This window comes from Diaphorobacter sp. C33 (genome assembly GCF_030503915.1).
GTDB lineage: Bacteria > Pseudomonadota > Gammaproteobacteria > Burkholderiales > Burkholderiaceae_C > Diaphorobacter > Diaphorobacter nitroreducens.
In genome coordinates this window covers 1,513,682-1,538,201 of the sequence record NZ_CP129980.1, presented here as the reverse complement: position 1 = coordinate 1,538,201, position 24,520 = coordinate 1,513,682, and the positions used below count along the sequence as shown (strand labels likewise).

General features: G+C 68.7%; 20 protein-coding genes. 9 read left to right on the top strand and 11 right to left on the bottom strand.

The features are described from left to right. The first annotated feature begins 48 nt into the window (after positions 1 to 48). Positions 49 to 978 (top strand): LysR family transcriptional regulator, encoded by a 930-nt coding sequence (locus QY917_RS07245; protein WP_011804903.1) that lies wholly within the window; start codon positions 49 to 51, stop codon positions 976 to 978. Positions 979 to 1,024: 46 nt separating this feature from the next. Here the strand turns inward: QY917_RS07245 and QY917_RS07240 are convergent, their stop codons facing one another. The 5 genes from QY917_RS07240 to QY917_RS07220 all read right to left on the bottom strand — a co-directional run bounded on the left by QY917_RS07240 (position 1,025) and on the right by QY917_RS07220 (position 7,637). Beyond that, the gene (locus QY917_RS07240) at positions 1,025 to 1,885 is read right to left on the bottom strand and encodes an oxaloacetate decarboxylase (protein WP_123675662.1); all 861 of its coding nucleotides are present in this window, start codon (positions 1,883 to 1,885) and stop codon (positions 1,025 to 1,027) included. 183 nt (positions 1,886 to 2,068) lie between these two features. Continuing rightward, the gene (gene prpF, locus QY917_RS07235; RefSeq protein WP_123675663.1) at positions 2,069 to 3,271 is read right to left on the bottom strand and encodes a 2-methylaconitate cis-trans isomerase PrpF; all 1,203 of its coding nucleotides are present in this window, start codon (positions 3,269 to 3,271) and stop codon (positions 2,069 to 2,071) included. A gap of 13 nt (positions 3,272 to 3,284) precedes the next feature. Then, on the bottom strand, positions 3,285 to 5,957 hold the full coding sequence (gene acnD / locus QY917_RS07230) for a Fe/S-dependent 2-methylisocitrate dehydratase AcnD (RefSeq protein ID WP_123675664.1): 2,673 nt from the start codon (positions 5,955 to 5,957) through the stop codon (positions 3,285 to 3,287). Positions 5,958 to 6,063: 106 nt separating this feature from the next. Further along, entirely contained in the window at positions 6,064 to 7,224 is a 1,161-nt protein-coding gene (prpC, locus tag QY917_RS07225) for a 2-methylcitrate synthase (protein WP_103737979.1), read from the bottom strand. Beyond that, on the bottom strand, positions 7,221 to 7,637 hold the full coding sequence (locus tag QY917_RS07220) for an acyl-CoA thioesterase (RefSeq protein WP_123675665.1): 417 nt from the start codon (positions 7,635 to 7,637) through the stop codon (positions 7,221 to 7,223). The genes prpC and QY917_RS07220 overlap by 4 nt, the downstream gene beginning before the upstream one ends. Positions 7,638 to 7,738: 101 nt before the next feature. On the opposite strand from QY917_RS07220, the gene QY917_RS07215 reads away from it, so the two are divergent. Both QY917_RS07215 and QY917_RS07210 read left to right on the top strand, forming a co-directional pair. Then, positions 7,739 to 9,211 carry a short-chain fatty acyl-CoA regulator family protein gene (locus QY917_RS07215; RefSeq protein WP_123675666.1) on the top strand — a complete coding sequence of 491 codons (1,473 nt, stop codon included), beginning with the start codon at positions 7,739 to 7,741 and terminating at the stop codon, positions 9,209 to 9,211. A 136-nt stretch (positions 9,212 to 9,347) separates the two neighbouring features. Next, the gene (locus QY917_RS07210; protein ID WP_011804910.1) at positions 9,348 to 9,650 is read left to right on the top strand and encodes a hypothetical protein; all 303 of its coding nucleotides are present in this window, start codon (positions 9,348 to 9,350) and stop codon (positions 9,648 to 9,650) included. Between the two features lie 136 nt (positions 9,651 to 9,786). Here QY917_RS07210 and QY917_RS07205 read toward each other — a convergent pair whose 3' ends face one another. The 3 genes from QY917_RS07205 to QY917_RS07195 all read right to left on the bottom strand — a co-directional run bounded on the left by QY917_RS07205 (position 9,787) and on the right by QY917_RS07195 (position 12,512). Then, positions 9,787 to 10,212 carry an RNA-binding S4 domain-containing protein gene (locus QY917_RS07205; protein WP_047351412.1) on the bottom strand — a complete coding sequence of 142 codons (426 nt, stop codon included), beginning with the start codon at positions 10,210 to 10,212 and terminating at the stop codon, positions 9,787 to 9,789. Between the two features lie 40 nt (positions 10,213 to 10,252). Next, positions 10,253 to 11,656 carry a sensor histidine kinase gene (locus tag QY917_RS07200; RefSeq protein ID WP_123675667.1) on the bottom strand — a complete coding sequence of 468 codons (1,404 nt, stop codon included), beginning with the start codon at positions 11,654 to 11,656 and terminating at the stop codon, positions 10,253 to 10,255. Positions 11,657 to 11,828: 172 nt separating this feature from the next. After that, positions 11,829 to 12,512: a response regulator gene (locus tag QY917_RS07195; RefSeq protein WP_123675668.1), complete on the bottom strand. Its 684-nt coding sequence runs from the start codon at positions 12,510 to 12,512 to the stop codon at positions 11,829 to 11,831. 147 nt (positions 12,513 to 12,659) lie between these two features. On the opposite strand from QY917_RS07195, the gene QY917_RS07190 reads away from it, so the two are divergent. The 3 genes from QY917_RS07190 to QY917_RS07180 all read left to right on the top strand — a co-directional run bounded on the left by QY917_RS07190 (position 12,660) and on the right by QY917_RS07180 (position 15,924). After that, entirely contained in the window at positions 12,660 to 13,619 is a 960-nt protein-coding gene (locus QY917_RS07190; RefSeq protein ID WP_011804914.1) for a tripartite tricarboxylate transporter substrate binding protein, read from the top strand. 133 nt (positions 13,620 to 13,752) lie between these two features. Further along, a complete protein-coding gene (locus tag QY917_RS07185) occupies positions 13,753 to 14,304 on the top strand; it encodes a tripartite tricarboxylate transporter TctB family protein (RefSeq protein WP_123675669.1) in 552 nt (183 codons plus the stop codon). A gap of 90 nt (positions 14,305 to 14,394) precedes the next feature. Continuing rightward, positions 14,395 to 15,924, top strand: coding sequence for a tripartite tricarboxylate transporter permease (locus QY917_RS07180; RefSeq protein WP_011804916.1), 1,530 nt, complete (start codon positions 14,395 to 14,397; stop codon positions 15,922 to 15,924). 46 nt (positions 15,925 to 15,970) lie between these two features. Here the strand turns inward: QY917_RS07180 and QY917_RS07175 are convergent, their stop codons facing one another. The 3 genes from QY917_RS07175 to QY917_RS07165 are packed head-to-tail and all read right to left on the bottom strand — an operon-like array spanning position 15,971 to position 19,634. Further along, a complete protein-coding gene (locus QY917_RS07175) occupies positions 15,971 to 17,164 on the bottom strand; it encodes a PepSY domain-containing protein (protein WP_123675670.1) in 1,194 nt (397 codons plus the stop codon). Positions 17,165 to 17,187: 23 nt separating this feature from the next. Further along, a complete protein-coding gene (locus QY917_RS07170) occupies positions 17,188 to 19,377 on the bottom strand; it encodes a TonB-dependent siderophore receptor (protein WP_123675671.1) in 2,190 nt (729 codons plus the stop codon). After that, a complete protein-coding gene (locus tag QY917_RS07165) occupies positions 19,374 to 19,634 on the bottom strand; it encodes a hypothetical protein (protein WP_088886504.1) in 261 nt (86 codons plus the stop codon). The genes QY917_RS07170 and QY917_RS07165 overlap by 4 nt, the downstream gene beginning before the upstream one ends. 307 nt (positions 19,635 to 19,941) lie before the next feature. On the opposite strand from QY917_RS07165, the gene QY917_RS07160 reads away from it, so the two are divergent. The 3 genes from QY917_RS07160 (at position 19,942) to QY917_RS07150 (ending at position 24,499) form a co-directional block, all read left to right on the top strand. Continuing rightward, positions 19,942 to 21,456 carry a sigma-54-dependent Fis family transcriptional regulator gene (locus QY917_RS07160; protein WP_123675829.1) on the top strand — a complete coding sequence of 505 codons (1,515 nt, stop codon included), beginning with the start codon at positions 19,942 to 19,944 and terminating at the stop codon, positions 21,454 to 21,456. Positions 21,457 to 21,647: 191 nt separating this feature from the next. Continuing rightward, a complete protein-coding gene (locus QY917_RS07155; protein WP_123675672.1) occupies positions 21,648 to 22,847 on the top strand; it encodes a substrate-binding domain-containing protein in 1,200 nt (399 codons plus the stop codon). Positions 22,848 to 22,978: 131 nt separating this feature from the next. Next, positions 22,979 to 24,499, top strand: coding sequence for a PHB depolymerase family esterase (locus tag QY917_RS07150; RefSeq protein WP_123675673.1), 1,521 nt, complete (start codon positions 22,979 to 22,981; stop codon positions 24,497 to 24,499). Positions 24,500 to 24,520 lie beyond the last annotated feature (21 nt).

Here is a 24,520-nt window from a genome sequence, read left to right as displayed (position 1 = left end):
GTTTATGATTCAAACGAAAGTTTTGTCTTTTCAACATGAATAGTTTTAATGATGCAATCCATCCTGGAGATCCGCCATCTGCGCACGCTGCAGGCCCTGCGTGATAGCGGCAGCCTGGTGCGGGCGGCGCAGCTGCTCAACCTCACGCAATCGGCGCTGTCGCACCAAATCAAGCTGCTGGAGGACCGCTACGGCACGCCGCTGTTTGAGCGCAAGTCCGTGCCGCCGCAGTTCAGCGCCACCGGCGCGCGGCTGCTGCAACTGGCCGATGCCGTGCTGCCGCAGGTGGAAACGGCTGAGCGTGACGTGGCGCGCCTGTCCCAAGGGCAGGGCGGGCAGATGCGCATCGCCGTGGAGTGCCATACCTGTTTCGACTGGCTGATGCCCGCCATGGACGCCTTCCGCGCACGCTGGCCCGAGGTGGAACTGGACATCGTGAGCGGCTTCCACGCCGACCCCGTGGGCCTGCTGCACCAGGGCCGGGCGGACCTGGCCATCGTCTCCGAGCTGGACGCTGGGGAGGCGGGCGCCGTGGACTACCACCCCCTGTTCGGCTTCGAGATCCGCGCGTTGCTGGCCCACGGCCACCCATTGCTGGACAAGCCCTTTCTGCAGGCGCAGGACTTCGCGGACCAGACCCTCATCACCTATCCGGTACCCGACGAGATGCTGGACCTCGTGCGCCAGGTGCTGGAGCCCGCCGGCGTGCGCCCGCCCCGGCGCACCACCGAGCTGACGGTGGCCATGCTGCAGCTCGTGGCCAGCGGCCGGGGCGTGGCCGCACTGCCACTGTGGGCGGTGCAAGGCTACCTGGACCGGGGCTACGTGGCCGCGCGCCCCATCGGCGCGCGGGGCCTGCGCGGCGAACTGCACGCGGCCTGCCTGCCGCAGCTCTCGCCCAGGCCCTTCCTGCAGGACTTCGTGCGGGTGACGCGCGAGACGAGTTTCGTCACGCTCAAGGGGGTGGAGTTGCTGTAGTTTTGATAGCTGCTTGCGCTTGTCAGGTAAGCGCTAGCGCCTGATTTCATGCGTATTTCTTTTCAAGCGCATCCCAGAATGGTTTGCCCACCAGCCGCTGGCGTTCGGCGAACGGGGCGACCAGCGTGGGGTCTTCGCGCACCTCGCGCGCGTCGCGCAACTGGGCCAGCACTTTTTGCATGCCGGCCACGGCGCCTTGCAGCGCGGCGTTGGCGTACAGCACGAAGCCGTAGCCGAGCCGGCCCAGTTCGTCCGCGCCCACGATGGGCGTCTTGCCGCCGATCACCATGTTCATGAGCTGGGGCACTTGCAGGCGCTGGGGCAGGGTGCGCACTTCGTCGGCGGTGGTGACGGCCTCGACGAACAGGATGTCGGCGCCCGCCTCGGCGTACGCCTGCGCGCGCTCCACGGCGGCGTCGAAGCCGTGCACGGCGGCGGCGTCGGTGCGCGCCATGACCAGCAGGCCGTCGCGCCGCGCATCCACAGCGGCGCGGATCTTGCCCACCATCTCGCTGGTCTCGATCACGGCCTTGCCGCTGAAGTGGCCGCAGCGCTTGGGGCTCACCTGGTCTTCGAGCTGGATGCAGTCGGCGCCGGCGCGCTCCAGGGTGCGCACGGCGTGGTAGGTGTTGAGGGCGTTGCCGAAGCCCGTGTCCGCGTCCACGATCAGCGGTAGCTCCACCGCGTCGCGGATGCGGGCCGTGTGGTCGGCGATATCGGTCAGGCCCACGAAGCCCTGGTCGGGCAGGCCGAACCCCATGTTGGTGACGCCCGCGCCGGTGATGTAGAGGGCCTCGTAGCCCAGATCTTCGATGACCTTGGCCGACAGTGCGTTGAACGCGCCCGGCACGATGACGCCGCGCCGGGCTTCGGCCAGGGCCTTGAGTTGTTGCTTGGTGGACTGCATGGCTGTTTCCTTCAGGGAGGGTGCTCTGCGCGCGCATGGAACGCATTGCTGAAATCGGGTGCGCCCCCGGCCGGGGCTAGCGGCCGCGGTGCGGGGGCCTGTGCCGGCCGCGCCGCGCTGCCGCGCTGGCGGCGTCCCCCTTGCCGCGCGAAGCGTGGGAGAAGGGGGACATGACGAAGTTGCTCACGGGGTTGGCGGCACTCTCACCCAGCCTTCCATCAGGGTGCGGGCGCTGCGGCTCATGAGGGCCTTGGTGACGCGCCACTGGCCGTTCACCAGCGCGGCCTCGGCCCCCACGCGCAGCGTGCCCGAGGGGTGGCCGAACCGCACCGATCCCGGCACGGCGGTGCGCGGGCCCCCGCCGGCCGCCTGGTGGACCAGCGTGCCGGGGACGGCGGCAGCGGCGCCGATGGCCACGGCCGCCGTGCCCATCATGGCGTGGTGCAGCTTGCCCATGGACAGTGCGCGCACCAGCAGGTCGATGTCGGCCGCGCGCACCGCCTTGCCGCTGGAGGCGACGTAGTCCGCCGGCGGCGCGACGAAGGCGAGTTTGGGCGTGTGCTGGCGCGTGGCGGCCTCTGCCACGTCGTGGACCAGGCCCATCTTGACTGCGCCCCAGGCGCGGATGGCCTCGAAGCGGGCCAGGGCCGCGGCATCGCCATTGATCGCGTCCTGCAGCTCGGTGCCGGTGCAGCCGACGTCCCTGGCGTTCAGGAAGATGGTCGGGATGCCCGCGTTGATGAGCGTGGCCTGCAAGCGGCCCACGCCTGGCACGTCCAGCGTATCGACCAGCTGTCCGGTGGGGAACAGGGCACGGCCGCCGCCTTCGCCTCCTTCACCGCCATCGGCGGGGTCGAGGAATTCGAGCAACACCTCGGCGGCGGGGAAGGCCACGCCGTCCAGCGCAAAGTCGCCCGTCTCCTGCACCTGGCCACCTGCGACGGGTACGTGGGCCACGATGGTCTTGCCGATGTTGGCCTGCCAGATGCGCACGGTGCACACGCCGTCGTGCGGAATGCGCCCGGGCGCGACCAGGCCGCTGGCGATGGCGAACGGCCCCACGGCGGCCGACAGGTTGCCGCAGTTGCCGCTCCAGTCCACGAAGGGGCTGTCGATGGCGACCTGGCCGAACAGATAGTCCACGTCATGCCCGGGCCGGGTGGAGGGTGAGACGATCACCGCCTTGGACGTGGACGAGGTGGCGCCGCCCATGCCGTCGATCTGTTTGCCGTAGGGGTCGGGGCTGCCGGTCACGCGCAGTAGCAGCGCGTCGCGCGCTGCGCCGGGCTGCTGCGCCGCCGCGGGCAAATCCTGCAGGCGAAAGAACACGCCCTTGCTGGTGCCGCCGCGCAGGTAGGTGGCGGGGATCCTGATCTGTGGTGCCATGTTTGCTCTTGTTTCAATAGCTGGTTGCGCTTGTCAGACGGGCGCTGGAGGCTGATTGGGCCAGGAAGTCCTGGGCGAAGCGCTGCAGCACGCCCCCCGCTTCATAGACCGAGACTTCCTCGGCCGTGTCCAGCCGGCAGGTGACGGGCACCTGCTGCGTCTCGCCCTGCGCGCGGCGGATGACAAGGATGACGGTGGCGCGCGGCGTGAGGGCACCGGCCACGTCGTAGGTTTCGGTGCCGTCCAACTGCAGCGTGTGGCGGTTGGTGCCGGGCAGGAACTCCAGCGGCAGCACCCCCATGCCGATGAGGTTGGTGCGGTGGATGCGCTCGAAGCCCTCGGCCACCACCGCCTCCACCCCCGCCAGCCGCACGCCCTTGGCGGCCCAGTCGCGGCTCGACCCCTGGCCGTAGTCGGCCCCGGCAATGATGACCAGCGGCTGGCGGCGGTGCAGGTAGGTCTCGATGGCCTCCCACATGCGCGTCACGCGGCCCTCGGGCTCGATGCGGGCGAGCGAGCCCTTTTGCACCTGGCCGTTCACCACCGCCATCTCGTTGACGAGTTGCGGGTTGGCGAACGTGGCGCGCATGGCCGTGAGGTGGTCGCCCCGGTGCGTGGCGTAGGAGTTGAAGTCCTCCTCGGGCACGCCCATGCGGGCCAGGTATTCGCCCGCCGCGCTGGCGGGCAGGATGGCGTTGGACGGCGAGAGGTGATCGGTGGTGATGTTGTCGCCCAGCAGCGCCAGCGGGCGCATGCCCTGGAGGGTGCGCGGGTAGGCGGCCAGCGCGCCCACGCCTTCGGCGTCCCAGTAGGGCGGGCGGCGGATGTAGGTGGACTGCGGGCGCCAGTCGTACTGCGGCGCGGCGCGCTCGCCATCGCCCTTGCGCAGGGCAAACATGGGTTGGTACACGGCGCGGAACTGTGCGGGCTTCACGGCGCGGGCGACGATGGCGTCGATCTCCTCGTCGCTGGGCCACAGGTCGTTCAGGCGGATTTCGCGGCCCTCCACCACGGCCAGCACGTCGCGCTCGATGTCGAAGCGCACCGTGCCCGCGATCGCGTAGGCCACCACCAGCGGCGGCGATGCCAGGAAGGCTTGGCTCGCATAGGGGTGGATGCGCCCGTCGAAGTTGCGGTTGCCCGAGAGCACGGCGGTGGCGTAGAGCTTGCCGTCAAGGATCTCCTGCTGGATGCGCGGGTCCAGCGCGCCGCTCATGCCGTTGCAGGTGGTGCAGGCAAAGCCCACGATGCCAAAGCCCAGCGCCTGCAGATCAGAGAGCAGGCCGGCCTCCTGCAGGTACAGCTCCACCGCCTTGGAGCCGGGCGCGAGCGAGGTCTTGACCCAGGGCTTGCGCCGCAGGCCCAGGCGGCGGGCGTTGCGCGCCAGCAGGCCGGCGGCGATCACGTTGCGCGGGTTGCTGGTGTTGGTGCAACTGGTGATGGCGGCGATGACGACGGCACCGTCGGGCAGCAGGCCCCTGGCTTCCTCGGCGCGGGCCCTCTCCAGCATGCTGGCATCGGCAATGCCGCGCTCCACCAGCGCGGTGGTGGGCAGGCGCCGGTGCGGGTTGCTGGGGCCGGCCATGTTGCGCACCACGCTGGACAGGTCGAAGTGCAGCGTGCGCTCGTACCGCACCTCGCGCAGGGTATCGGCCCACAGGCCGGCGGCTTTGGCGTAGGTTTCCACCAGCCGCACCTGGTCTTGCGCGCGGTCCGTCAGGCGCAGGTAATCGCTGGTCTGCGCGTCGATGTAGAACAGCGCGGCGGTGGCGCCGTATTCGGGGCACATGTTGCTGATGGTGGCGCGGTCGCCGATCGAGAGGCTGTCCGCGCCCTCGCCGAAGAATTCCACATAGGCGCCCACCACCTTTTGCTGGCGCAGGAACTCGGTCAGCGCCAGCGCGATGTCGGTCGCGGTAATCCCCGGCTGGCGTTTGCCGCGCAGTTGCACGCCTACGATGTCGGGCAGGCGCATCCAGCTCGCGCGGCCCAGCATCACGGCCTCGGCCTCCAGCCCGCCCACGCCCACGGCGATCACGCCCAGCGCGTCCACATGGGGGGTGTGGCTGTCGGTGCCCACGCAGGTGTCGGGAAAGGCGACCTTGCCCTGTTCATCGTCCTGCACATGCACGACGGGCGACATTTTTTCCAGATTGATCTGGTGCATGATCCCGTTGCCCGCCGGGATGACCTGCACGTTGGCGAAGGCCTTCTTCGTCCACTCGATGAAGTGAAAGCGGTCCTCGTTGCGGCGGTCCTCGATGGCGCGGTTCTTGGTGAACGCCTCGGGGTCATGGCCGCCGCACTCCACGGCCAGCGAGTGGTCCACGATGAGCTGTACCGGCACCACCGGGTTCACGGCGGCGGGGTCGCCGCCCTGCTGGGCGATGGCGTCGCGCAGGCCCGCCAGATCGACCAGCGCGGTCTGGCCCAGGATGTCGTGGCACACCACGCGCACGGGGTACCAGGGAAAGTCCAGGTCGTGCCGGCGTTCGATCAGCTGGCGCAGGTAGTCCGGCAACTGCGCCGGGTCGGCGCGGCGCACCAGGTTCTCGGCGTGCACGCGGGCGGTGTAAGGCAGCGTGGCCCAGGCGCCGGGGCTGAGCTGCTCGACGGCCTCGCGCGCGTCGTAGAACTGCAGCGCCGTGCCGGGCAGGGGTTTGCGGTGGGCGGTGTTCGTGGTCATCGTGGTGCTCTTGTTGTGATAGCTGCTGGCGCTTGCCTGTCAACAGATTTCATGCAAAAAGTGCTGGGAATCCAGTAACGGCAAGCGCTGCCAGCTATGGTTTTTGTCAAACGCGTTCCTCGATGGGCACGAACTTCTGGTCGTCGGGGCCGGTGTAGTGGGCGCTGGGGCGGATGATCTTGTTGTCCGCGCGCTGCTCGATCACGTGCGCCGCCCAGCCGCTGGTGCGGGCAATGACGAACAGCGGCGTGAACATGGCGGTGGGCACCTGCATCATGTGGTAGCTCACGGCGCTGAACCAGTCCAGGTTGGGGAACATCTGCTTTTCCTGCCACATCACGCGCTCCAGCCGCTCGGCGATGTCGTACATCTTGGTCGAGCCGGCGGCATCCGACAGGCGCTTGGCCACGGCCTTGATGACCCCGTTGCGCGGGTCGCTCACGGTGTAGACCGGGTGGCCGAAGCCGATCACCACCTCCTTGGCCTGCACGCGGCGGCGGATGTCGGCCTCGGCCGCATCGGGCGTGTCGTAGCGCTTCTGGATCTCGAAGGCCACTTCGTTCGCGCCGCCGTGCTTGGGCCCGCGCAACGCACCGATGGCGCCGGCGATGCAGGAGTACAGGTCGCTGCCCGTGCCGGCGATCACGCGCGCGGCGAAGGTGCTGGCGTTGAACTCGTGCTCGGCATACAGGTTCAGCGACGTGTGCATGGCGCGCACCCAGCCGTCCGAGGGCTTGTCGCCGTGCAGCAGGTGCAGGAAATGCCCGCCGATGGAGTCGTCCTGTGTCTCCACCGCGATGCGCCGGCCCGAGTTGCTGAAGTGGTACCAGTACAGCAGCATGCTGCCCAGCGATGCCAGCAGCCGGTCCGCGATGTCGCGGCTGCCGGCCAGGCTGTGGTCGTCTTTCTCGGGCAGGGCGCAGCCCAGGGCGGATACGCCGGTGCGCATCACGTCCATGGGGTGGCTGGCCGCGGGCAGTTGCTCCAGAGCGGCCTTCACGCTGCCGGGCAGGCCGCGCAGCGCACGCAGCCGGGCCTTGTAGGCGCGCAGTTCGGCGCGCGTGGGCAGCTTGCCGTGCACCAGCAGGTGGGCGATCTCCTCGAACTCGCAGACCTCGGCGATGTCCAGGATGTCGTAGCCGCGGTAGTGCAGATCGTTGCCGCTCCTGCCCACGGTGCACAGCGCGGTGTTGCCGGCGGCCACGCCCGAGAGGGCGACGGATTTCTTGGCCCGCGGGAGGGCGGTTGCGGTGTCGGTGGTGCTCATGGAGTCTCCTGTCGGAAGGGGTGTGGCGGGGTGTTCAGGTAGGTATGCGCGATGGCCGTGGGCCGCCCGTGGGCGTTCACGGCCACCATCTCGAAGACGCCTTGCAGGGCCAGCTCGTCGGGGCAGCCCGGTGCCTGGGCCAGGCCGTGCACGCACACGGTGAGCGAGCTGCGCCCCACGCGGCTGACCCAGGCGCGCAGCGCCAGCGCCCGCCCCACGGGCACGGGGGCGCAGAACTGCACGCCGGTGACGGCGGCCATCACCACGTCGCAGCCGGCGGTGTCGCGCGCGGCCAGGAAGGCGGCGCGCGCCATGCGCTCCAGCCCCTGGCCGGCGAACAGCGTGCCGTGGTGGTTGGCATGGGCGGGGAAGACCATGTCGCGGGTTTCGAGGGTGCCTGCGGGGCTTGTCATGCTTCGCAATCTACGCACAATGGATGCCCCCCGTAAGCCCTGAATTGGCGAACGATTGCGAAGGCTTGCGGGGTGTTTTGCAAAGTTTGCGAAAGATTGGAATGAAAAAAACCTTCATGGGTGTGCGCTTGCGCCGCCTGCGCGAGGAGAGGGGCCTGACCCAGGTGGCGCTGGCGCGGGCGCTGGAGATTTCCGCCAGCTACCTGAACCAGATCGAGCAGAACCAGCGCCCGCTGACGGTGCCGGTGCTGCTCAAGATCAACGCCGTGTTCGGCGTGGACGTGCAGCACTTTTCTGAGGGCGACGAGGCGCGCCTGATCGCCGGCCTGCGCGACGTGCTGGCCGATCTGCCGCCCGGCGCGCCGGCCGATGCCGTCTCGCTGGCCGAGGTGCGCGAACTGGCCGCCAACATGCCCGCCGTGGCGCGCGTGCTGCTGGCGCTGCACCGCGGCCGCGCCGAGGCGCGCGAGCGCCTGGAGGCGCTGGCCGCGCACTACGGCGACGAGCGCGGCGGCGCGGCCAGCACGGCGCAGACCCCGCCCATGGCGTATGAGGAGGTGCGCGACTTCTTCTTCGCGCGCCACAACCACATCGCCGAGCTGGATGACGCTGCCGAGCACCTGGCCGCCCAGTGGCGGCTGGTGCCTGGCGCGGCCGGCGCCGCGCTGCAGGCGCGGCTGGAGCAGGCCCACGGTGTGCGTGTCGCGCTGCTGCAGGGCGGCGACGGCGATGAGGCAGGCGAGGGCGCCGCCGTGCAGCGGCGCTTCGATGCCGCCGCACGCGTGCTGTACCTGTCGCCCACGCTGCAGGGCGCGCAGCGCGCTTTCCAGATGGCGACGCAACTGGCCTTTCTGGAAGTGCCGCACCTGCTGCAGCACAGCGTGCAGGGAGCGGCGCTGTCGGGCGAGGCGGCGCGCACGCTGGCGCGCATCGGCCTGGCCAACTACTTAGCGGGCGCGCTGCTGCTGCCCTACGGCGCCTTCTTGCGGACGGCCGAGGCGCTGCACTACGACATCGAGCGCCTGGGCCAGCACTGGGGCGTGGGCTTCGAGACGGTGTGCCACCGCCTGTCCACCCTGCAGCGCCCCGGCGCGCGCGGCGTGCCGTTCTTCTTCATCCGCGTGGACCGGGCGGGCAACATCAGCAAGCGCCAGTCGGCCACGCACTTTCACTTCAGCAAGATCGGCGGCACCTGCCCGCTGTGGAACGTGTACGAGGCCTTTGCCCAGCCCGGGCGCATCGTGCGGCAGCTGGCGCGCATGCCCGACGGGCGCGTGTACCTGTGGATCGCGCGCACCGTCACGCGCAGCACCGGCGGTTGGGGCGCGCCGGGCAAGACCTTCTCGGTGGCGCTGGGCTGCGACGTGCAGCACGCGGGCCAACTGGTCTATGCGCGCGGGCTGGACCTGGCCGACCCCGAGGCGCCGGTGCCCATCGGCATGGGCTGCAAGGTGTGCGAGCGCACCGCGTGCCCGCAGCGCGCGTTTCCGCCGGTGGGCCGGCCGCTGGAGGTGAACGAGGATATGGCGGGCTTTACGCCGTACCGGGTCAGCGGGGCGGCCAAGGGCGCCTGACAGCGCGGAAGCAGGCGCCGGCACAACGCCGTCAGGCCGGCTGTGTCCTACACCGTGATGCGCCCCTGGCGAACCGCCCCGCCGCAGCGGGCGTGTCTACCATGCGTGCATCTTTTTTCGGCAAACGAGGTGGGATGTGAGCCATTGGTACACGCTGCAACTGGGCAACGAACAACAGGCCTTCGAGCCCCTGCGGCAGATTCAACAGGTTTTCATGGCGAGGTTCCTCATGGCGCAGCCCGGCACGGGGCGGGCGCTGTTCTCGCACTTCGATGCGGCCGAGGACCGCGTGGTGCTGTTCTTCTCGCCCGCGGCCGCGGACATTGCCGTGCGCTTTCGCGCATCGCCGTGTGACCGGCCCGCGCAGGACCTGGTGCTGCTGGCGGGAGAGGGTGACGCATGGCATGACGCGGCGCAGGATGAACGCCTGGCGGCCTGATCTTTGGGCATAGCGCTTTGGGCATAGCTTCGGGCATAGCGCACACGGCCCGTGTGGGCGCGCTGTGCTTTCGCGTCGTGGGGCTTTGGCGGCTGGCTGCCACAGGCTGCGGTGCTGTGCCCAAGCCCTGCCCATCTCAGTCGTCGATGGAGGCGCTCCAGCGGTCGTCCCAGTCATGGCGCAGGTGGTCCATGGAGCGGCGGTCGCGCTTGGTGGGGCGGCCCTCGCGCAGCGCGGCGGCCGGCTCGGGCGCCAGGCGGCGCGCTTCGGCGGCCTGGGCGCGCGCGGCGAGGCTCTCGGGCGTTTCCTCATAGAGCTGCTGCGCCACGGGCGCCGGGCCGCGGAAGTTGCTCAAGGCGCGCACTACGACCGTGCGGGCGACCGCGCCCTGGCGCAGCGCGACGGTGTCGCCCGCGCGCAGTTCACGCGCGGCTTTGGCCGCCTGGCCGTTGACGGTTACGCGGCCTTTGCCGATCTCTTCCACGGCGAGGCTGCGGGTCTTGTAAAAGCGCGCGCACCACAGCCATTTGTCCAGGCGCATTGCATCGGGTGGTGTCGTCATCGGCGTGATTTTGCCTGGGGCGGCGTGCGTGAAAAACGGTTCAGGCGTCGGCCAGTGGCAGCCGCACCACGGCGTCCAGGCCCAGCACGCGGCCGTCCGCCTGGCGATTGGCGAGGGTGATGCTGCCGCCCAGCGCGTGCACGATCTCCTGGCAAATCGCCAAGCCCAGGCCCGAACCCGTGCGCACGTCGCCGGCCGAAAACGGTTGGAACAGCCGCGCCGCCAGTTCGTCGTCGATGCCGGGGCCGGCGTCGGCCAGGGTGAGGACCGCCTCACCGTCCTCGCGGTGCAGCGTGACGGCGAGTTCGGTGCCGGGCGGCGCATGGCGTATGGCGTTGTGCAGCAAGTTGCGGCACAGCTCGCGCAGCATCCACTCGTGCGCGTGGATGGGCGCGGCGTCGGTGGTGATGCCGAAGTCCAGGTCGCCCTGTGCGATCAGCGGCGACAGTTCCAGCGCCATCTCGCGCAGCACTGTGTCCAGCCGCGTCACGGGCACCTCGCCCTGCTGGCGCAGCTGCTCCACTTTGGCCAGCGCCAGCATCTGGTTGGCCAGCTGCGTGGCGCGGTCCACGGTGTCTCCAATCTCCCGCAGTGCCTGCGTGGGCGGCAGGTCGCCGCGCAGGGCGGACTGCACCTGCGTCTTGAGCACGGCCAGCGGTGTGCGCAGCTGGTGTGACGCGTCGCGCACAAAGCGCTGCTGGTGGGCGAGCAGGCGCGACAGGCGCTGCATGACCGCGTTGGTGGCGTCGATCAGCGGCTGCAACTCGCGCGGCGCGGTGGGGGCGGCAAGGGGGGCCAGGTCGCCTTCGGTACGGGCCTGCAGGTCGCTGCTCAGCTGGCGCACCGGTTGCGTGGCGCGCTGCACCACCAGCACCACGATGCCCGCAATCAGCGCCAGCAGCAGCGCCTGGCGTGCCAGCGTGGTGTGCAGGATCTGCAGGGCCGCCGCCTCGCGCAGCTCCAGCGTTTCCGCCACCTGGATCACGGCCATGCCGCGCCCCTCGCTGCTGGCCACGGGCTGCAGCAGCACGGCCACGCGCACGGGCTGATCGCGAAAACGGTCGTCATAGAAGTCCACGAGCGCCGCATAGGGCGGGCGCTGCGGGATGGTGCCGTGCCAGGCGGGTAGTTCGGCAAAGCCGGAAATCAAGTCGCCGCGCAGGTTGGACACGCGGTAAAACATGCGGCTCTGGTTGTCGGCCTCGAAGGCCTCCAGCGCCGCGTAGGGCACGATGGCGCGCAGCTCGGCCATGTCGTCCCAGCCGCGCACGTCCAGCTGCTCGCTGATGGTCTTGGCCGAAGCCAGCAGCGTGCGGTCGTAGGCAGTGTGCAGCGCGGCCAGCGCCTGGCGGTGCAGGCTGTAGGTGTTCACGCCCACGAAGAGCAGCGTGGGCAGCAGGATGCCCACGAGCAATTGGCGGCGCAGCGACTGCGGGCGCGTCATGCCGCCACCCGGCTGCGTTGCGCGTGGTGGGGAGCCTGGCGCACAGGCGCGCTCGCTCTTGTCCGGCGGCGGTGGCGCAAACCATGCCAGCGCGCGCCGCGCAGCGGGCCCGGCCGGGCCTGCGGCATCGCCCGCCTGGGGGGGGAAGGCGCGCAGCGACTCGCGGGCTGTTTCATGTCTCTGGCTTGAGCAGATAGCCCAGGCCGCGCAGCGTCATCAGGGCCACGCCGGTGCCTGCGAGTTTTTTGCGCACGCGGTACACCACCACTTCGATGGCCTCGTACTGCACCTCGCTCTGGCCGGGGAAGACCAGTTCATACAGCCGCTCCTTGGCGACTGCGCGCCCCGGCTGGGCCAGCAGGGTGCGCAGCAGCGCCAACTCCCGCGGGGTGAGGTCCATGGGCGCATCGTGCAGATAGATGGCACCGCTTTCTTTTTCATAGCGCAAGGCGCCCATCACCAAGGCGTTGGAGGCCTGTTTGTCATCTGCCGCATCGCCGCTGCGGCGCAGCAGGGCGCGCAGCCGGGCCTCCAGCTCGTCCAGGTCAAAAGGTTTGGGCAGGTAGTCGTCGGCCCCCGCGTTCAGGCCCAGCACACGGTCGCCCACGGTGCCGCGCGCGGTCAGCAGCAGCACGGGGGTGCGCAGGCCGCCGGCGCGTGCCTGTTGCAGTACCTGCAGGCCGTCCAGGCCGGGCAGGGTGAGGTCCAGCACCACGGCGTCGGGCGGGTGCGCGCGCCATTCGGCCAGCGCGGCGCGCCCGTCCGCAAGGGCGGTGACAGCCATGCCGCGGCGCGCCAGCGAGCGCTGCAGCGTAGCCTGCATGGTGGCGTCGTCTTCGACGAGAAGCAGTTGCATCCGCGGATTAGAACGCGTTTGCGGCGGGTGGCGGTTGGCGCGCGGATCTCGGTGTTAACCCTGGTGCCGTGGACAGCCGTTTGACAGCTTGCGCGCGCATCATCGCGCCGGTCAGCGTTCCCTTTTTCTAACAAGCAAGGAGACAACATGCGTCGCGATACCTTTCTGAAGTCGCTGGCGGCACTGGCCGCCGCGGGCAGCCTGCCGCTGTCGGCCCAGGCCGCCGTGGCCGTCAAGATGATGCTGCCCGCCAACCCCGGCGGCGGTTGGGACACCACGGGCCGCGCCCTGGGCAAGGCCCTGCAGGATGCGGGCGTGGCCTCCAGCGTGACCTATGACAACAAGGGCGGCGCGGCCGGCGCCATCGGCCTGGCGCAGTTCGTGAACGGCTCCAAGGGCGACCCGAACGCGCTGATGGTGATGGGCGCCGTGATGCTGGGCGGCATCATCACCGGCAAGCCGCCGGTCAACCTGAGCCAGGCCACGCCGATCGCGCGGCTGACCAGCGAATACAACGTCTTCGTGCTGCCCGCCAACTCGCCCTTCAAGAGCATGGCCGAGGTGGTGGCGCAGCTCAAGAAGGACCCCGGCAGCGTGAAGTGGGGCGGCGGCTCGCGCGGCTCCACCGAGCACATCGCGGCGGCCATGATCGCCCGTGAAGTGGGGGTGGACCCGGCGCGCATCAACTATGTGGCTTTCCGTGGGGGCGGGGAGGCGACGGCGGCCATCCTGGGCGGCAACGTCACCGTGGGCGGCAGCGGCTACAGCGAGTTCTCCGAGTACATCGCCGCGGGCAAGATGAAGCCCATCGGCGTGACCTCGGGCCAGCGCCTGAAGGGCGTGAACGTGCCCACGCTCAAGGAGCAGGGTATCAACGTCGAGATCGGCAACTGGCGCGGTGTGTACGGCGCGCCCGGCATCACGGCCGAGCAGCGCAAGGCGCTGGTGGCAATGGTGGAGAAGGCCGTCAAGAGCAAGGCGTGGGCCGAGGCGCTGGAGAAGAACGGCTGGACGCCCGCGTGGCTGGCCGGCGACGACTTCGCCAACTTCGTGGACAGCGAGTTCGCCAGCCTGCGCGCCACCATGGTGAAGTCGGGCATGGTCTAAGCCCGGCGGCGCCGCAGTGTGCTGCGGCGCTCCTCTTTTGAGAGCTGTCAGCGCTTGATGGATAAGCGCTAGGGCCGTTTTTTGTTTGAAACCTGCGCCGCCGCGGTGCGGCGCCTTCCCGGAGGCCGCAGCCATGTCTGAGCTTTCCTCTTCCCCTCCCTCCATTCCACCCACAAGCGCCGTGCCTTCACCCGGCTGGCAGGCCGCCGTGGGCGCCGGCGTCATCCTGGTGGCCGCGGCGATGGCCTGGGGCGCGCTGGAGATCCCCGGCAACGCCGGTTATGGCGGCGTGGGGCCCAACTTTCTACCGTGGGCCTGCGCCCTGGTGTTGGCCGTGTGCGGCGGCTGGCTGATCTGGGAGGCTGCCACGGGCGGCTACCGCCAAGCGGCCGACCCGGGCGGCGCGCCGCGCGCGGCGTGGGGGCCCTTTGCATGGGTGTCGGCGGGGCTTCTGCTGAATGCGGCGCTGATCGTGGAGCTGGGCTTCATCGTGGGCTGCACGCTGTGCTATGCGCTGGCCGTGCAGGGGCTGCGCCGCGCGGGCGGGCAGACGGGCCTGCTGTCGCCGCGCGTGCTGGCCGTGGATGTAGCGACCGGGCTGGCCATCGCCGCGCCGGTGTTCTGGCTGTTCACGCAGTTCCTGGCGATCAACCTGCCGGGCCTGACCGCCAGCGGGTGGCTGTAGGCCAGGGCGCGGGAGAGTGCACATGCATGCTGACTTTGGCTGCTTCGATGGCGCCGGCGCAGGCCGCGTTCCAAACAGGGATTGAGTGCTATGGAAATCTTTGACGCATTGCTCGCAGGCTTTGCCACGGCGATCACGCCGGCAAACCTGCTGTGGGCCCTGGTGGGCTGCGCGCTGGGAACGGCCGTGGGTGTGCTGCCGGGCATCGGGCCGGCGGTGGCGGTGGCCATGCTGCTGCCCATCACGGCCAAGGTGGACATGACCGCCTCGATGATCTTCTTCGCGGGCATCTATTACGGCGCCATGTATGGCGGCTCCACGGCGTCCATCCTGCTGAACACGCCGGGCGAGACCGCCAGCATGGTCACGGCCATGGAAGGCAACAAGATGGCCAAGAGCGGGCGCGCGGGCGCGGCGCTGGCCACGTCGGCCATCGGCTCGTTCGTCGCCGGCACCATCGCCACGGTGGTGGTGACGCTGTTCGCGCCGGGCGTGGCCGAGTTCGCGGTCAAGCTCGGCCCGCCCGAATACTTCATGCTGATGGTGCTGGCCTTCACCACGGTGAGCGCGGTGCTGGGCCAGAGCAGTCTGCGCGGCATGACGGCGCTGTTCCTGGGCCTGGCGCTGGGCTGCGTGGGCATGGACCAGATCTCGGGGGCCGCCCGCTACACCGTGGGCAAGATGGAGCTGCTGGACGGCATCGACATCGTGCTGGTGGCCGTGGGCCTGTTCGCCGTGGCCGAGGTGCTGTATGCGGCGCTGTACGAGGGCCGGGTGGAAGAGTCGCAGAACCAGATGGGCCGTGTGCACATGACGCGGCGCGACTGGCGCCGGTCCATTCCCGCATGGCTGCGCGGTACCGTGATCGGCACGCCCTTCGGCTGCATCCCGGCAGGGGGGACGGAGATTCCCACCTTCTTGAGCTACGCGACCGAAAAGCGTCTGGCCAAGGGCGAGGACAAGGCCGAGTTCGGCACCCGTGGCGCCATCGAGGGGGTTGCGGGCCCCGAGGCGGCCAACAACGCCACGGTGACCGCGGCGCTCATCCCGCTGCTGACACTGGGCATCCCGACCAGCAACACCACGGCCGTGCTGCTGGGGGCCTTCCAGAACTATGGGCTGAACCCCGGCCCGCAGCTGTTCACCACATCGGCCACGCTGGTGTGGGCGCTGATCGCGTCGCTGTACATCGGCAACATCATGCTGCTGGTGCTGAACCTGCCCATGGTGGGGCTGTGGGTGAAGCTGCTCAAGATTCCGCGTCCACAGCTCTACGCCGGCATCCTGATCTTTGCCACGGTGGGCGCCTACGGCATGCGCCAGAGCACGTTCGACCTGTTCCTGCTGTACGGCATCGGCTTGCTGGGCGTGCTGATGCGGCGCTTCGACTTCCCTACGGCGCCCGTGGTGGTGGGCATGATCCTCGGACCGCTGGCCGAGGCGCAGCTGCGCAACGCGATTTCCATCGGCGAGGGCAGCTGGATGATCTTCCTGCAGCGCCCCATGGCCGTGACGCTGCTGGTGATCGTGCTGGCCGTGCTCATCGTGCCGCGCGTGCTGCGCCGCTGGGCCGAGCGCAACCTGGCCCATGCGCGCCAGAGCGTGGACGATGTGAGTTGATGGAGCGCTGCGCGTCGGCGCTACGCACGCCGGCGCGCGCGCGGCCCTAGCGCAGCACCCGGGCCGCCACCGGGCCTGGCCGGGGTGCAGGCCCGCTGCCGGGGCCTTCCTGCCGGGCCGCAGCGGCCGCGCCCTGCGGCTGCGTGCGGCGCCGCGCCACCCACAGGTACAGGCCGCTGCCCAGCACGATGATGGTGGCGATGTCGAGCACGGCCCAGAGGATCTGCATGGGCATGCCCGCGTAGTCGCCAAAGTGCAGCGGCTGGGACACCAGCAGGGCCGTCAGGTACCACGGTAGCTCCGGCGCGGCGGTGACCTTGGCGGTGCGCGCGTCGACCAGCACGGGCTCGAGCAGGCGCGAGGTGAGCGGCGCATCACCGCGCAGGAAGAAGGTGTTGTGGTGCGGGCTGGAGAACGCCGTGCCCGGGAACGCAATGAACGACAGCCGCGTGCCCGGCGCCTGGGCCAGCGCTGCGTCCAGTGACTGCTGCAGGGAGCCGCGCTCGGCGACGGGCGTCAGCGGCTGGCCCTGGTAGGGCGCCAGCAGCGCGGTCAGCTCGTCGTGCTGCCAGTACTTGACGATCAGGTCGGCCCAGGTGTTGACCACACCCGTGGCGCCGACCACGCAGGCCCACACCAGCGTCACGATGCCCAGCAGGTTGTGCAGGTCCAGCCATTTCACGCGCGTGGAGCGGTCGCGGCGCACCTGGCCAAACTGCAGCTTGCGCATGAAGGGCGCGTAGAGCACCACGCCGCTGATGATGGCGACCACCAGCAACAGGCCCATGAACCCGAGGAACAGCTTGCCTGGCAGGCCCGCGAACAGGTCTACGTGGAGCTTGAGCATGACCCACATGAAGCCCTCGTCGAAGCGCGGCTGGGCCAGCACTTCGGCCGTGCGCGCGTCCACGGCCACGGAGCGGAAGTCGTCCGTGGGAGCCGGCGTGGGCGTGAGCGTCACAAACCACAGGTCGGTGCTGTCATCGGGCTGCGAGGCGTACTGCACCACGCGGTCCGGGTGCTGCGCCTGGGCCACCGCCAGGATGCGGTCCAGGCTGGCGCGGGGCGTGTCCGCCGGCATGGCGGGGGCCTCCACCTCGGTGCCGAGCAGGTGCCCGATCTCGTGGTGAAAGATCAGCGGCAGGCCGGTCAGGCACAGCAGCAGCATGAAGACCGTGCAGACGAGGCTGCTCCACTTGTGCAGCCAGGTCCAGGTCTTGAGGGTGTTGGGTGTCAGCATGGCGTTGGTGCGTCCGTAGGGGGTCAGAAATCCACGCTGGCGCTTAGCGTGAAGGTGCGCGGTGCGCCTACCACCAGGTAGCCTGATCCGGGGTAGCCGCCCGCAGAGGCCCAGTAGTTGCGGTTGGTGGCGTTGTCCACGCGGGCGCGCAGTGTCAGCAGCCGGCCGCCGACCTCGGTCAGATAGCGCACGCCCAGGTCCAGGCGCGTCCAGGCGGGCAGGCGCAGGGTGTTGGCATCGTCGGCGTAGCTCGCGCCGGTGTGGACCACGCGCGTATCCAGGGCGAGGCCGCGCACGCCCGGCACATCCCATTCCACTCCGGCATTGGCCTGCAGGCGCGGTACGCCGATCACGCGGTTGCCATCCAGCGCGGCGGTGCCCGTGGCGCGCTGCTTGGCCTGCAGCCAGGTGGCGCCACCCAGCAGGCGCAGGCCGCGCGCGGCTTCGCCATAGACGTTGAACTCCACACCCTGGTGGCGGTCTTCGCCGGCGGCGGTGAAGACGTTGTCGGCATTCACCAGCGCACGCGGGCGCGTGGTGCTGAAGAGTGCCACCGAGCCGCCGATGCGGCCCGCGTCGTACTTGACGCCGATTTCCTTCTGTTTGGAAACGTAGGGCGCGAGCTGCTGCCCGTGGTTGATGACCGGAACGCCGTTGGCCGTGGCCGGGGCCGTTTCGCCCTGGCTCAGGCTCTCGATGTAGTTGGCGTACAGCGACAGGCGGGAGCTGGCCTTGAACACCACCCCGGCCGCGGGGCTGATGCGGCTCTTGTCGTAGCTGCCCAGCGGTGCCGAGGTTCCGTAGGCGTAGTCCTGGACCTTAATGCTCTGGTGGCGCGCGCCCACGGTGAGCAGCAGCGTGTCGTCCATGAAAGCCAGCGTGTCGCCCAAGGCAAAGCTGACCAGGCGCGTGTGCCCCGTGAGGTTGGGGTTTGCCAGGTCGCCGCCATGCAGCGCGCCGGCGCTGAATGCGGGAGCGGCATAGGGGGTGTAGCCATACAGGTTGGCGGGCAGCGTGTTGGCATAGTCCATGGCATACGCGTTGTCCTTCTCGAAGTCGAAATACGAGGCGGACGCCACCCATTCGTGTCCCACGCTGCCGGTGTGCAGCTTGCCGCGCACGCCCAGCTCGCCCGTGTTCACGCGGTCTTTGCGGGTGTTGTCGAAGCGGTAGACGCTGCCCGCGCCGGTGTCGGAGTTGGTTACCCTCAGGTTCGCCAGCGAATTGGCCTCTTTGCTGCGGCGCATGCCCCAGGCACCCCAGGCGGTGATGTCGGGAGTGAGGTCGACTTCGCCGCGCAGCGTACCGAAGAGGTCGCGCTCGTTGGAATACGACCAGGGCTGGGAGAAGTTGGCCTTGGCATCGGGCGCGGCGGGGATGCTGGTGGCCAGGGGGCCTAGTGTCACGTTGCTGCGCGTACCCTTGAGCTTGTTGTCCTGCCAGCCGATGTCCCCCGACAGGCGTACGTTACGGTTGCGCCAGTCCAGCCCCACCGAAAGCAGGCCCAGGCGGCTTTCCTCGTGATCAATGGCGGTATCGCCATCGCGCAGCGCGGCATTCACGCGGATGCCGGTGCTGTCCTCGGGGCCGAAGCGGCGCGCCAGGTCGAGCGCAGCGTGTCCGTAACCTCCCGACCCGGTGCCCAGCGTCACGCGGGACAGGGGCTCGTTCGGCGCGCGCTTGGGCAGCAGGTTGATGGTGCCCCCCGCGCCGCCCCCGAAGGGCGCCGCTCCCGTGAGGAAGGTGGCGGCGCCCCGCAGGACCTCGACACGCTCGAACAGTTCCGTGGCGATGTACTGGCGCGGCAGCAGGCTGTACAGGCCGTTGTAGGCCACGTCGTCGGAGCCGACCACGAAGCCGCGGATGAAATACGCCTCCTGGAAGTTGCCGAAGCCCCGCGCCATGCGCACGCCTGAGTCGTTTTGCAGCACTTCGCCCACGCTGCGGGCCTGCTTGTCCTGGATGAGTTCGTTGGTGTACGCGGTGATGCTGAAGGGCGTCTCCTGTGGGTCGCGAGTCCCCAGGATGCCGACGCGCCCGCCGCGCGCCACCTGGCCGCCCGCATAGGCTGGCGACAGGCCCTGGGCCGACGCGTCGGCGCTGGCGTTGACCTCAACGGTGGGGAGTTCGGGCGCGGATGGCGTGCCCTGCGCATGCGCCATGGACTGCAGCGCGACAAAGATGGCAAGGGCTAAAGGGGTGGGGCGGTTCATGGTTGTGATGGGCGGGAGGAAACAGAGTCAAGGGCGGCGCAGGGCTTGGCGCGCGGGACCAGCGCGCACCAGGTCATCACGGCAACGGGCAGGCCAAGCGCGAACCATGACCAGCGGTCGCCCCAGTGGTCGGACACCAGTGCGCTCAGCAAGCCGCTGGCGGTGAGCACGCCCAGCACGCACGGCCAGAGCCAGAGGGAGGGCCGCGATGGCGCGGGAGGCCGCGGGGTGGACGGGGAAAGGCGGGTGTCGTTCATGGTTGGGCCGGTCAACAGCGGTGGGCGTTAAGGGCGTGCAGAAGCTGTGCGCTGACAGTAAAGGGCATAAGAACGAGAGTGATTGGTGTTTATGTTTCTTGACGCATCGCTGCCTCGTTCATCGCCCTAGACAGAGTGCGCCGGGTACCGCCGCGCAAGCGCAGCGCGGCCAGCGCCCGGGGGACGGCCGCCCCCGGGACCTCCCCACCAGAGAGCACGCTTGCACAGGCGCGGAGTATAGCTCTATGTTGAGAATGGTTCTTATTAATTTGCAATGCGCGTCGAACGCCGGCGTTACCATCCGACCATGCCCCTGCATACCGACGCCTCGCCCTTGCCGCTGGATGCGCAGGGCATCCTGGAACTGGCTGCGCGCTCCATGTTCCAGCTCTTTTCCACCATGAGCCAGGGCATGTTCCTCGTGGACCTGAGCGGGCGCATCGTGTGGGTCAACGAGGGCTACCGCCGCTTCCTGCCCGACCTGGGCGTGCATTCGGTCCATGACTTCGTGGGCCGCATGGTGGAGGAGGTGATTCCCAACACCCAGATGCGCCAGGTACTCGAGACGGGCCAGCCCGTCCTGGTGGACCTGCTGACCAACAAGGCCGGCACGTTCGTGGTCAGCCGCATTCCCCTGCATGGGGATGATGGGCGCGTGATCGGCGCCATTGGCATCGTGTTGTTCGACCATCCGGAAACCACGCTGCAGCCGCTGATTGCCAAGTTTGCTCAACTCCAGCGCGAGTTGGACGATGCGCGGCGCGAACTGGCCGCGCAGCGCAGCCGGCTGCCCGTGGCTGGCCCGGGGGTGCGTCGTGCCAAGCACACGTTCGCCAGCTTCGTGGGTGCCAGCCCCGCAGCCACCGAGGTGAAGCGCCAGGCGCGCCGCGCGGCCCAGTCCCAGAGTCCGGTGTTGCTGTTGGGCGAAACCGGCACGGGCAAGGAGCTGCTGGCCCATGCCATCCACGCGGCTTCCACGCGGTCACAAGGTCCCTTCGTGAGCGTCAATATCGCCGCCGTGCCCGACACATTGCTGGAGGCAGAGTTCTTCGGTGTAGCCCCCGGTGCCTACACCGGTGCCAGCGTGCGGGGTCGGGAGGGCAAATTCAAGCTGGCCGACGGGGGCACGTTGTTCCTCGACGAGATCGGTGACATGCCCTCCAATCTGCAGGCCAAGCTGCTGCGCGCCCTGCAGGAAGGTGAAATCGAGCCCCTGGGTTCCAACCAGCTCGTGCCGTTCGACGTGCGCGTGGTAGCCGCCACTTCGCGCGACTTGGCCGCGCTGGTGCGCGACGGCCTGTTCCGCGAAGACCTCTTCTATCGCCTGCATGTGCTGCCCATCCGCGTGCCACCGCTGCGGGAGCGGCGTGCCGACATTCCGGCCCTGGTGGAGGCACTGGCCGACGACTTGGCTCTGCGCAATGGCATCGCCCCGCCCGAGCTGCTGCCCGATGCACTGGCCCTGCTGGGCGCGCAGGCATGGCGCGGAAACATCCGCGAACTGCGCAACGTACTGGAGCAGGCTGCCATGCGCAGCGAAACGCTGACCGTCGATGCGGAGCAATTGCGTCAGGTGCTGCGCGAAAGCGGCGTCGAACCCGCAGCGCCCACACCCGATGCGGGCGGGGCTTCTACCGGCGACGATGGCGCGGCGCTGCTGCGCCCATTGGCCGTGCAGGTGGCAGAGTTGGAGCGCCGCGCCATAGCTGCAGCGCTGTCATTGCATGGGGGCAACAAGCTCGCCACGGCGCGGCACCTGGGCATCTCCCGTGCCACGCTCTACGAACGGATGGGGCAGCCCCTGGCTAACACTGATAAATAAATAGACAAATGCCTGAAATTAAGGCATTTAATTTGTCTGTAAATTAGTCAAAAGAGCCGTGATGGCTGGATATTCGCGAAAAAATGTCGCCGAAGTGACGTCCGGTGATCTGTCTGGCGACCATGTCGAGCCACTTGCGCCCTGGCATGGTGCGTGCAATGTGTTTGTCATACCCAAAAGAGGAGACACGCATGCACCATCGCAGCCTCGCGGCGCGGGCCGGCGGCCTGGCCGCAGCCCTGGCGGCCGGTCTGACCGCGCCGTTGGCACTGGCCCAGTCCGAGATTCGCATCGCCCATGTCTATAGCAAGACCGGGCCGCTCGAAGCCTATGGCAAGCAAACGCAGGCAGGGTTGATGATGGGGCTGGATTACGCCACTGGTGGGACCATGGCGGTGGCGGGCAAGAAGCTCGTGGTGATCGAGAAGGATGACCAAGGCAAGCCAGACCTGGGCAAGAGCCAGCTGGCCACGGCGTATTCCGACGACAAGGCGGACCTGGCGGTGGGCCCCAGCGCCTCGGGTGTGGCGCTGGCCATGCTGCCGGTGGCGGAGGAATACAAGAAGATCCTGCTGGTCGAGCCCGCGGTGGCGGACTCGATCACCGGTGACAAGTGGAACAAGTACATCTTCCGCACGGGCCGCAATTCCAGCCAGGACGCGATCGGCAACGCCGTCGCCATCGACAAGCCCGGCACCCTCATCGCCACCCTGGCGCAGGACAACGCCTTTGGCCGCGACGGTGTCAAGGCCTTCAAGGATGCCATCAAGACAGCCAAGCTGGTGCATGAGGAATACCTGCCCGCGGCCACCACCGACTTCACCGCGGGCGCGCAGCGCCTGATAGACCGGCTCAAGGACCAGCCGGGCAAGAAGGTGATCTGGGTGCTGTGGGCCGGGGCGGGCAACCCGTTCAAGATCAACGATATGGATCTCAAGCGCTACGGCATCGAGATTGCCACGGGCGGCAACATCCTGCCCGCGATGGCGGCGTTCAAGGGCATGCCGGGCATGGAAGGCGCCACGTATTACTACTTCGGCATCCCGAAGAACCCGGTGAACGAGGCATTGGTGTCCATGCACTACAAGCAGTTCAAGACGCCGCCAGACTTCTTCACGGCCGGTGGTTTCTCGGCCGCCATGGCGATCGTGACGGCGCTGAAGAAGACCGGTGGCGACACGAAGACCAATACGCTCATCAAGGCGATGGAGGGCATGAGCTTCGATACGCCGAAGGGCACCATGACCTTCCGCAAGGAAGACCACCAAGCCATGCAGAGCATGTACCACTTCCGCATCAAGAACGACCCGGCGTTTGCGTGGGGCGTACCCGAACTGGTGCGCGAGATCAAGCCGCAAGAGATGCAGGTACCGATCCGCAACAAGCGCTGATTGCCCAGTGTGCAGGGCGCGCCGGCGAAGCCTCGCCCGGCCGTCCACACGTCGTTTGTATTCCTCGATGAACCCCGGGCCACACGGGGCGGACTTGCGCACACCGCGCCCCTTTGACAGGAGACAAAAGCATGCCATTCCATCGTTTTCTGCTCGCTGCTGCGTTGGCATCCGCCGGCATGGCGCAGGCGGCGGCGCCGCTGGGCCAGTACAACATCGACACGGGCAAGATCAGCGTTTCAGGGCTGTCCTCAGGCGGCTTCATGGCCACCCAGCTTGGCAATGCGTACTCGTCCACCTTCATGGGCGTGGGCATCTTTGCCGCGGGGCCGTACATGTGCGCGGGCCACAACAACTACACGGCCTGCATGTACAACGCCAGCATCAGCGCCAGCCAGCAGGGCGCGATGCAGGGCAGCATCGACAGCTACAGCGCCAACGGCACCATTGATGGCAAGTCCGGCATTGCCGCTCAGAAGATCTACATCTTCACGGGCACCAGCGACTACACCGTGGGGCCCAACCTGACCGATGCGCTGCAGACCCAGTACCTCAACAATGGGGTGCCCGCGGGCAACATCACGTACGTCAAGCGCAGCGGGACCGCGCATGTGCTGCCCACCGACTTTGACAGCACGGGCAACAACGCATGCAGCAGCAGCACCTCGCCCTTCATCAGCAACTGCGGTTATGACGGCGCCGGAGCGGTGCTCTCACATTTCTATGGCGCGCTGAATGCGCGCAACAACGCCCCTGCGGCAGCCAACTACATCGAGTTCGATCAAAGCGCCTATACCGCCGGCAACCCGGGCATGGCCGCCAACGCCTGGCTGTACTTGCCCGCAAGCTGCGCCAGCGGCGCGCAGTGCAAGCTGCACGTCGTGCTGCACGGTTGCCAGCAGAGCACCGACAAGATCGGCGACAAGTTCGTCAAGAACACCGGCTATAGCCGCTGGGCCGACACCAACCAGATCATCCTGCTGTTCCCGCAGACCCGGATCGACAACACCAGCCGCAGCACCGCCAAGAGCGGATCGCTGGCCAACCCGAACGCCTGCTGGGACTGGATCGGCTGGTACGGCGGCAATTTCGCGCAGAAGAGCGGCGCGCAGATGGCCGCGATCAAGGCCATGGTGGATCGCATCGCTTCCGGTGCAGGTTCGGGCGACGGCGGCGGCACCCCACCGCCCACCGATCCGCTCCTGCCAGCGCCCACCGGTCTCAGCGCGTCGGGCGCCACCGCCACAAGCATGAACCTGGCCTGGAATGCCGTGGCTGGCGCCAGCGGCTACAACGTCTACCGCAACGGCAACAAAGCCAACGCCCTTACCGTCTACGCCACCAGCTATACCGACTCGGCGCTGACCGCTTCCACCACCTACAGCTGGGCGGTGCGTGCGGTGGACGCCAACGGCGCAGAGGGTGATGCGTCGAACGCCGTGAGCGGCACCACGCTCGCGCCCACGCAGTCCCCTGGGACCTGCACCACAGCCAGCAACTATGCGCACACACAAGCGGGGCGCGCCTACCAGCAGGGCGGCTACACCTACGCCAATGGCTCCGGCCAGAGCATGGGGCTGTGGAACGTGTTCGTGACCACCACGCTCAAGCAGACAGCCACCAATTACTACGTGATCGGCACCTGCCCCTGACGCGCACCGACCGCGGCATCG

Bases quoted from the DNA above. Each gene is read 5' to 3' on its own strand.
- QY917_RS07245 (WP_011804903.1), top strand. From the start codon at position 49: ATGATGCAATCCATCCTGGAGATCCGCCATCTGCGCACGCTGCAGGCC.
- QY917_RS07240 (WP_123675662.1), bottom strand. From the start codon at position 1,885: ATGCAGTCCACCAAGCAACAACTCAAGGCCCTGGCCGAAGCCCGGCGC.
- prpF (WP_123675663.1), bottom strand. From the start codon at position 3,271: ATGGCACCACAGATCAGGATCCCCGCCACCTACCTGCGCGGCGGCACC.
- acnD (WP_123675664.1), bottom strand. From the start codon at position 5,957: ATGACCACGAACACCGCCCACCGCAAACCCCTGCCCGGCACGGCGCTG.
- prpC (WP_103737979.1), bottom strand. From the start codon at position 7,224: ATGAGCACCACCGACACCGCAACCGCCCTCCCGCGGGCCAAGAAATCC.
- QY917_RS07220 (WP_123675665.1), bottom strand. From the start codon at position 7,637: ATGACAAGCCCCGCAGGCACCCTCGAAACCCGCGACATGGTCTTCCCC.
- QY917_RS07215 (WP_123675666.1), top strand. From the start codon at position 7,739: ATGAAAAAAACCTTCATGGGTGTGCGCTTGCGCCGCCTGCGCGAGGAG.
- QY917_RS07205 (WP_047351412.1), bottom strand. From the start codon at position 10,212: ATGACGACACCACCCGATGCAATGCGCCTGGACAAATGGCTGTGGTGC.
- QY917_RS07200 (WP_123675667.1), bottom strand. From the start codon at position 11,656: ATGACGCGCCCGCAGTCGCTGCGCCGCCAATTGCTCGTGGGCATCCTG.
- QY917_RS07195 (WP_123675668.1), bottom strand. From the start codon at position 12,512: ATGCAACTGCTTCTCGTCGAAGACGACGCCACCATGCAGGCTACGCTG.
- QY917_RS07190 (WP_011804914.1), top strand. From the start codon at position 12,660: ATGCGTCGCGATACCTTTCTGAAGTCGCTGGCGGCACTGGCCGCCGCG.
- QY917_RS07185 (WP_123675669.1), top strand. From the start codon at position 13,753: ATGTCTGAGCTTTCCTCTTCCCCTCCCTCCATTCCACCCACAAGCGCC.
- QY917_RS07180 (WP_011804916.1), top strand. From the start codon at position 14,395: ATGGAAATCTTTGACGCATTGCTCGCAGGCTTTGCCACGGCGATCACG.
- QY917_RS07175 (WP_123675670.1), bottom strand. From the start codon at position 17,164: ATGCTGACACCCAACACCCTCAAGACCTGGACCTGGCTGCACAAGTGG.
- QY917_RS07170 (WP_123675671.1), bottom strand. From the start codon at position 19,377: ATGAACCGCCCCACCCCTTTAGCCCTTGCCATCTTTGTCGCGCTGCAG.
- QY917_RS07165 (WP_088886504.1), bottom strand. From the start codon at position 19,634: ATGAACGACACCCGCCTTTCCCCGTCCACCCCGCGGCCTCCCGCGCCA.
- QY917_RS07160 (WP_123675829.1), top strand. From the start codon at position 19,942: ATGCCCCTGCATACCGACGCCTCGCCCTTGCCGCTGGATGCGCAGGGC.
- QY917_RS07155 (WP_123675672.1), top strand. From the start codon at position 21,648: ATGCACCATCGCAGCCTCGCGGCGCGGGCCGGCGGCCTGGCCGCAGCC.
- QY917_RS07150 (WP_123675673.1), top strand. From the start codon at position 22,979: ATGCCATTCCATCGTTTTCTGCTCGCTGCTGCGTTGGCATCCGCCGGC.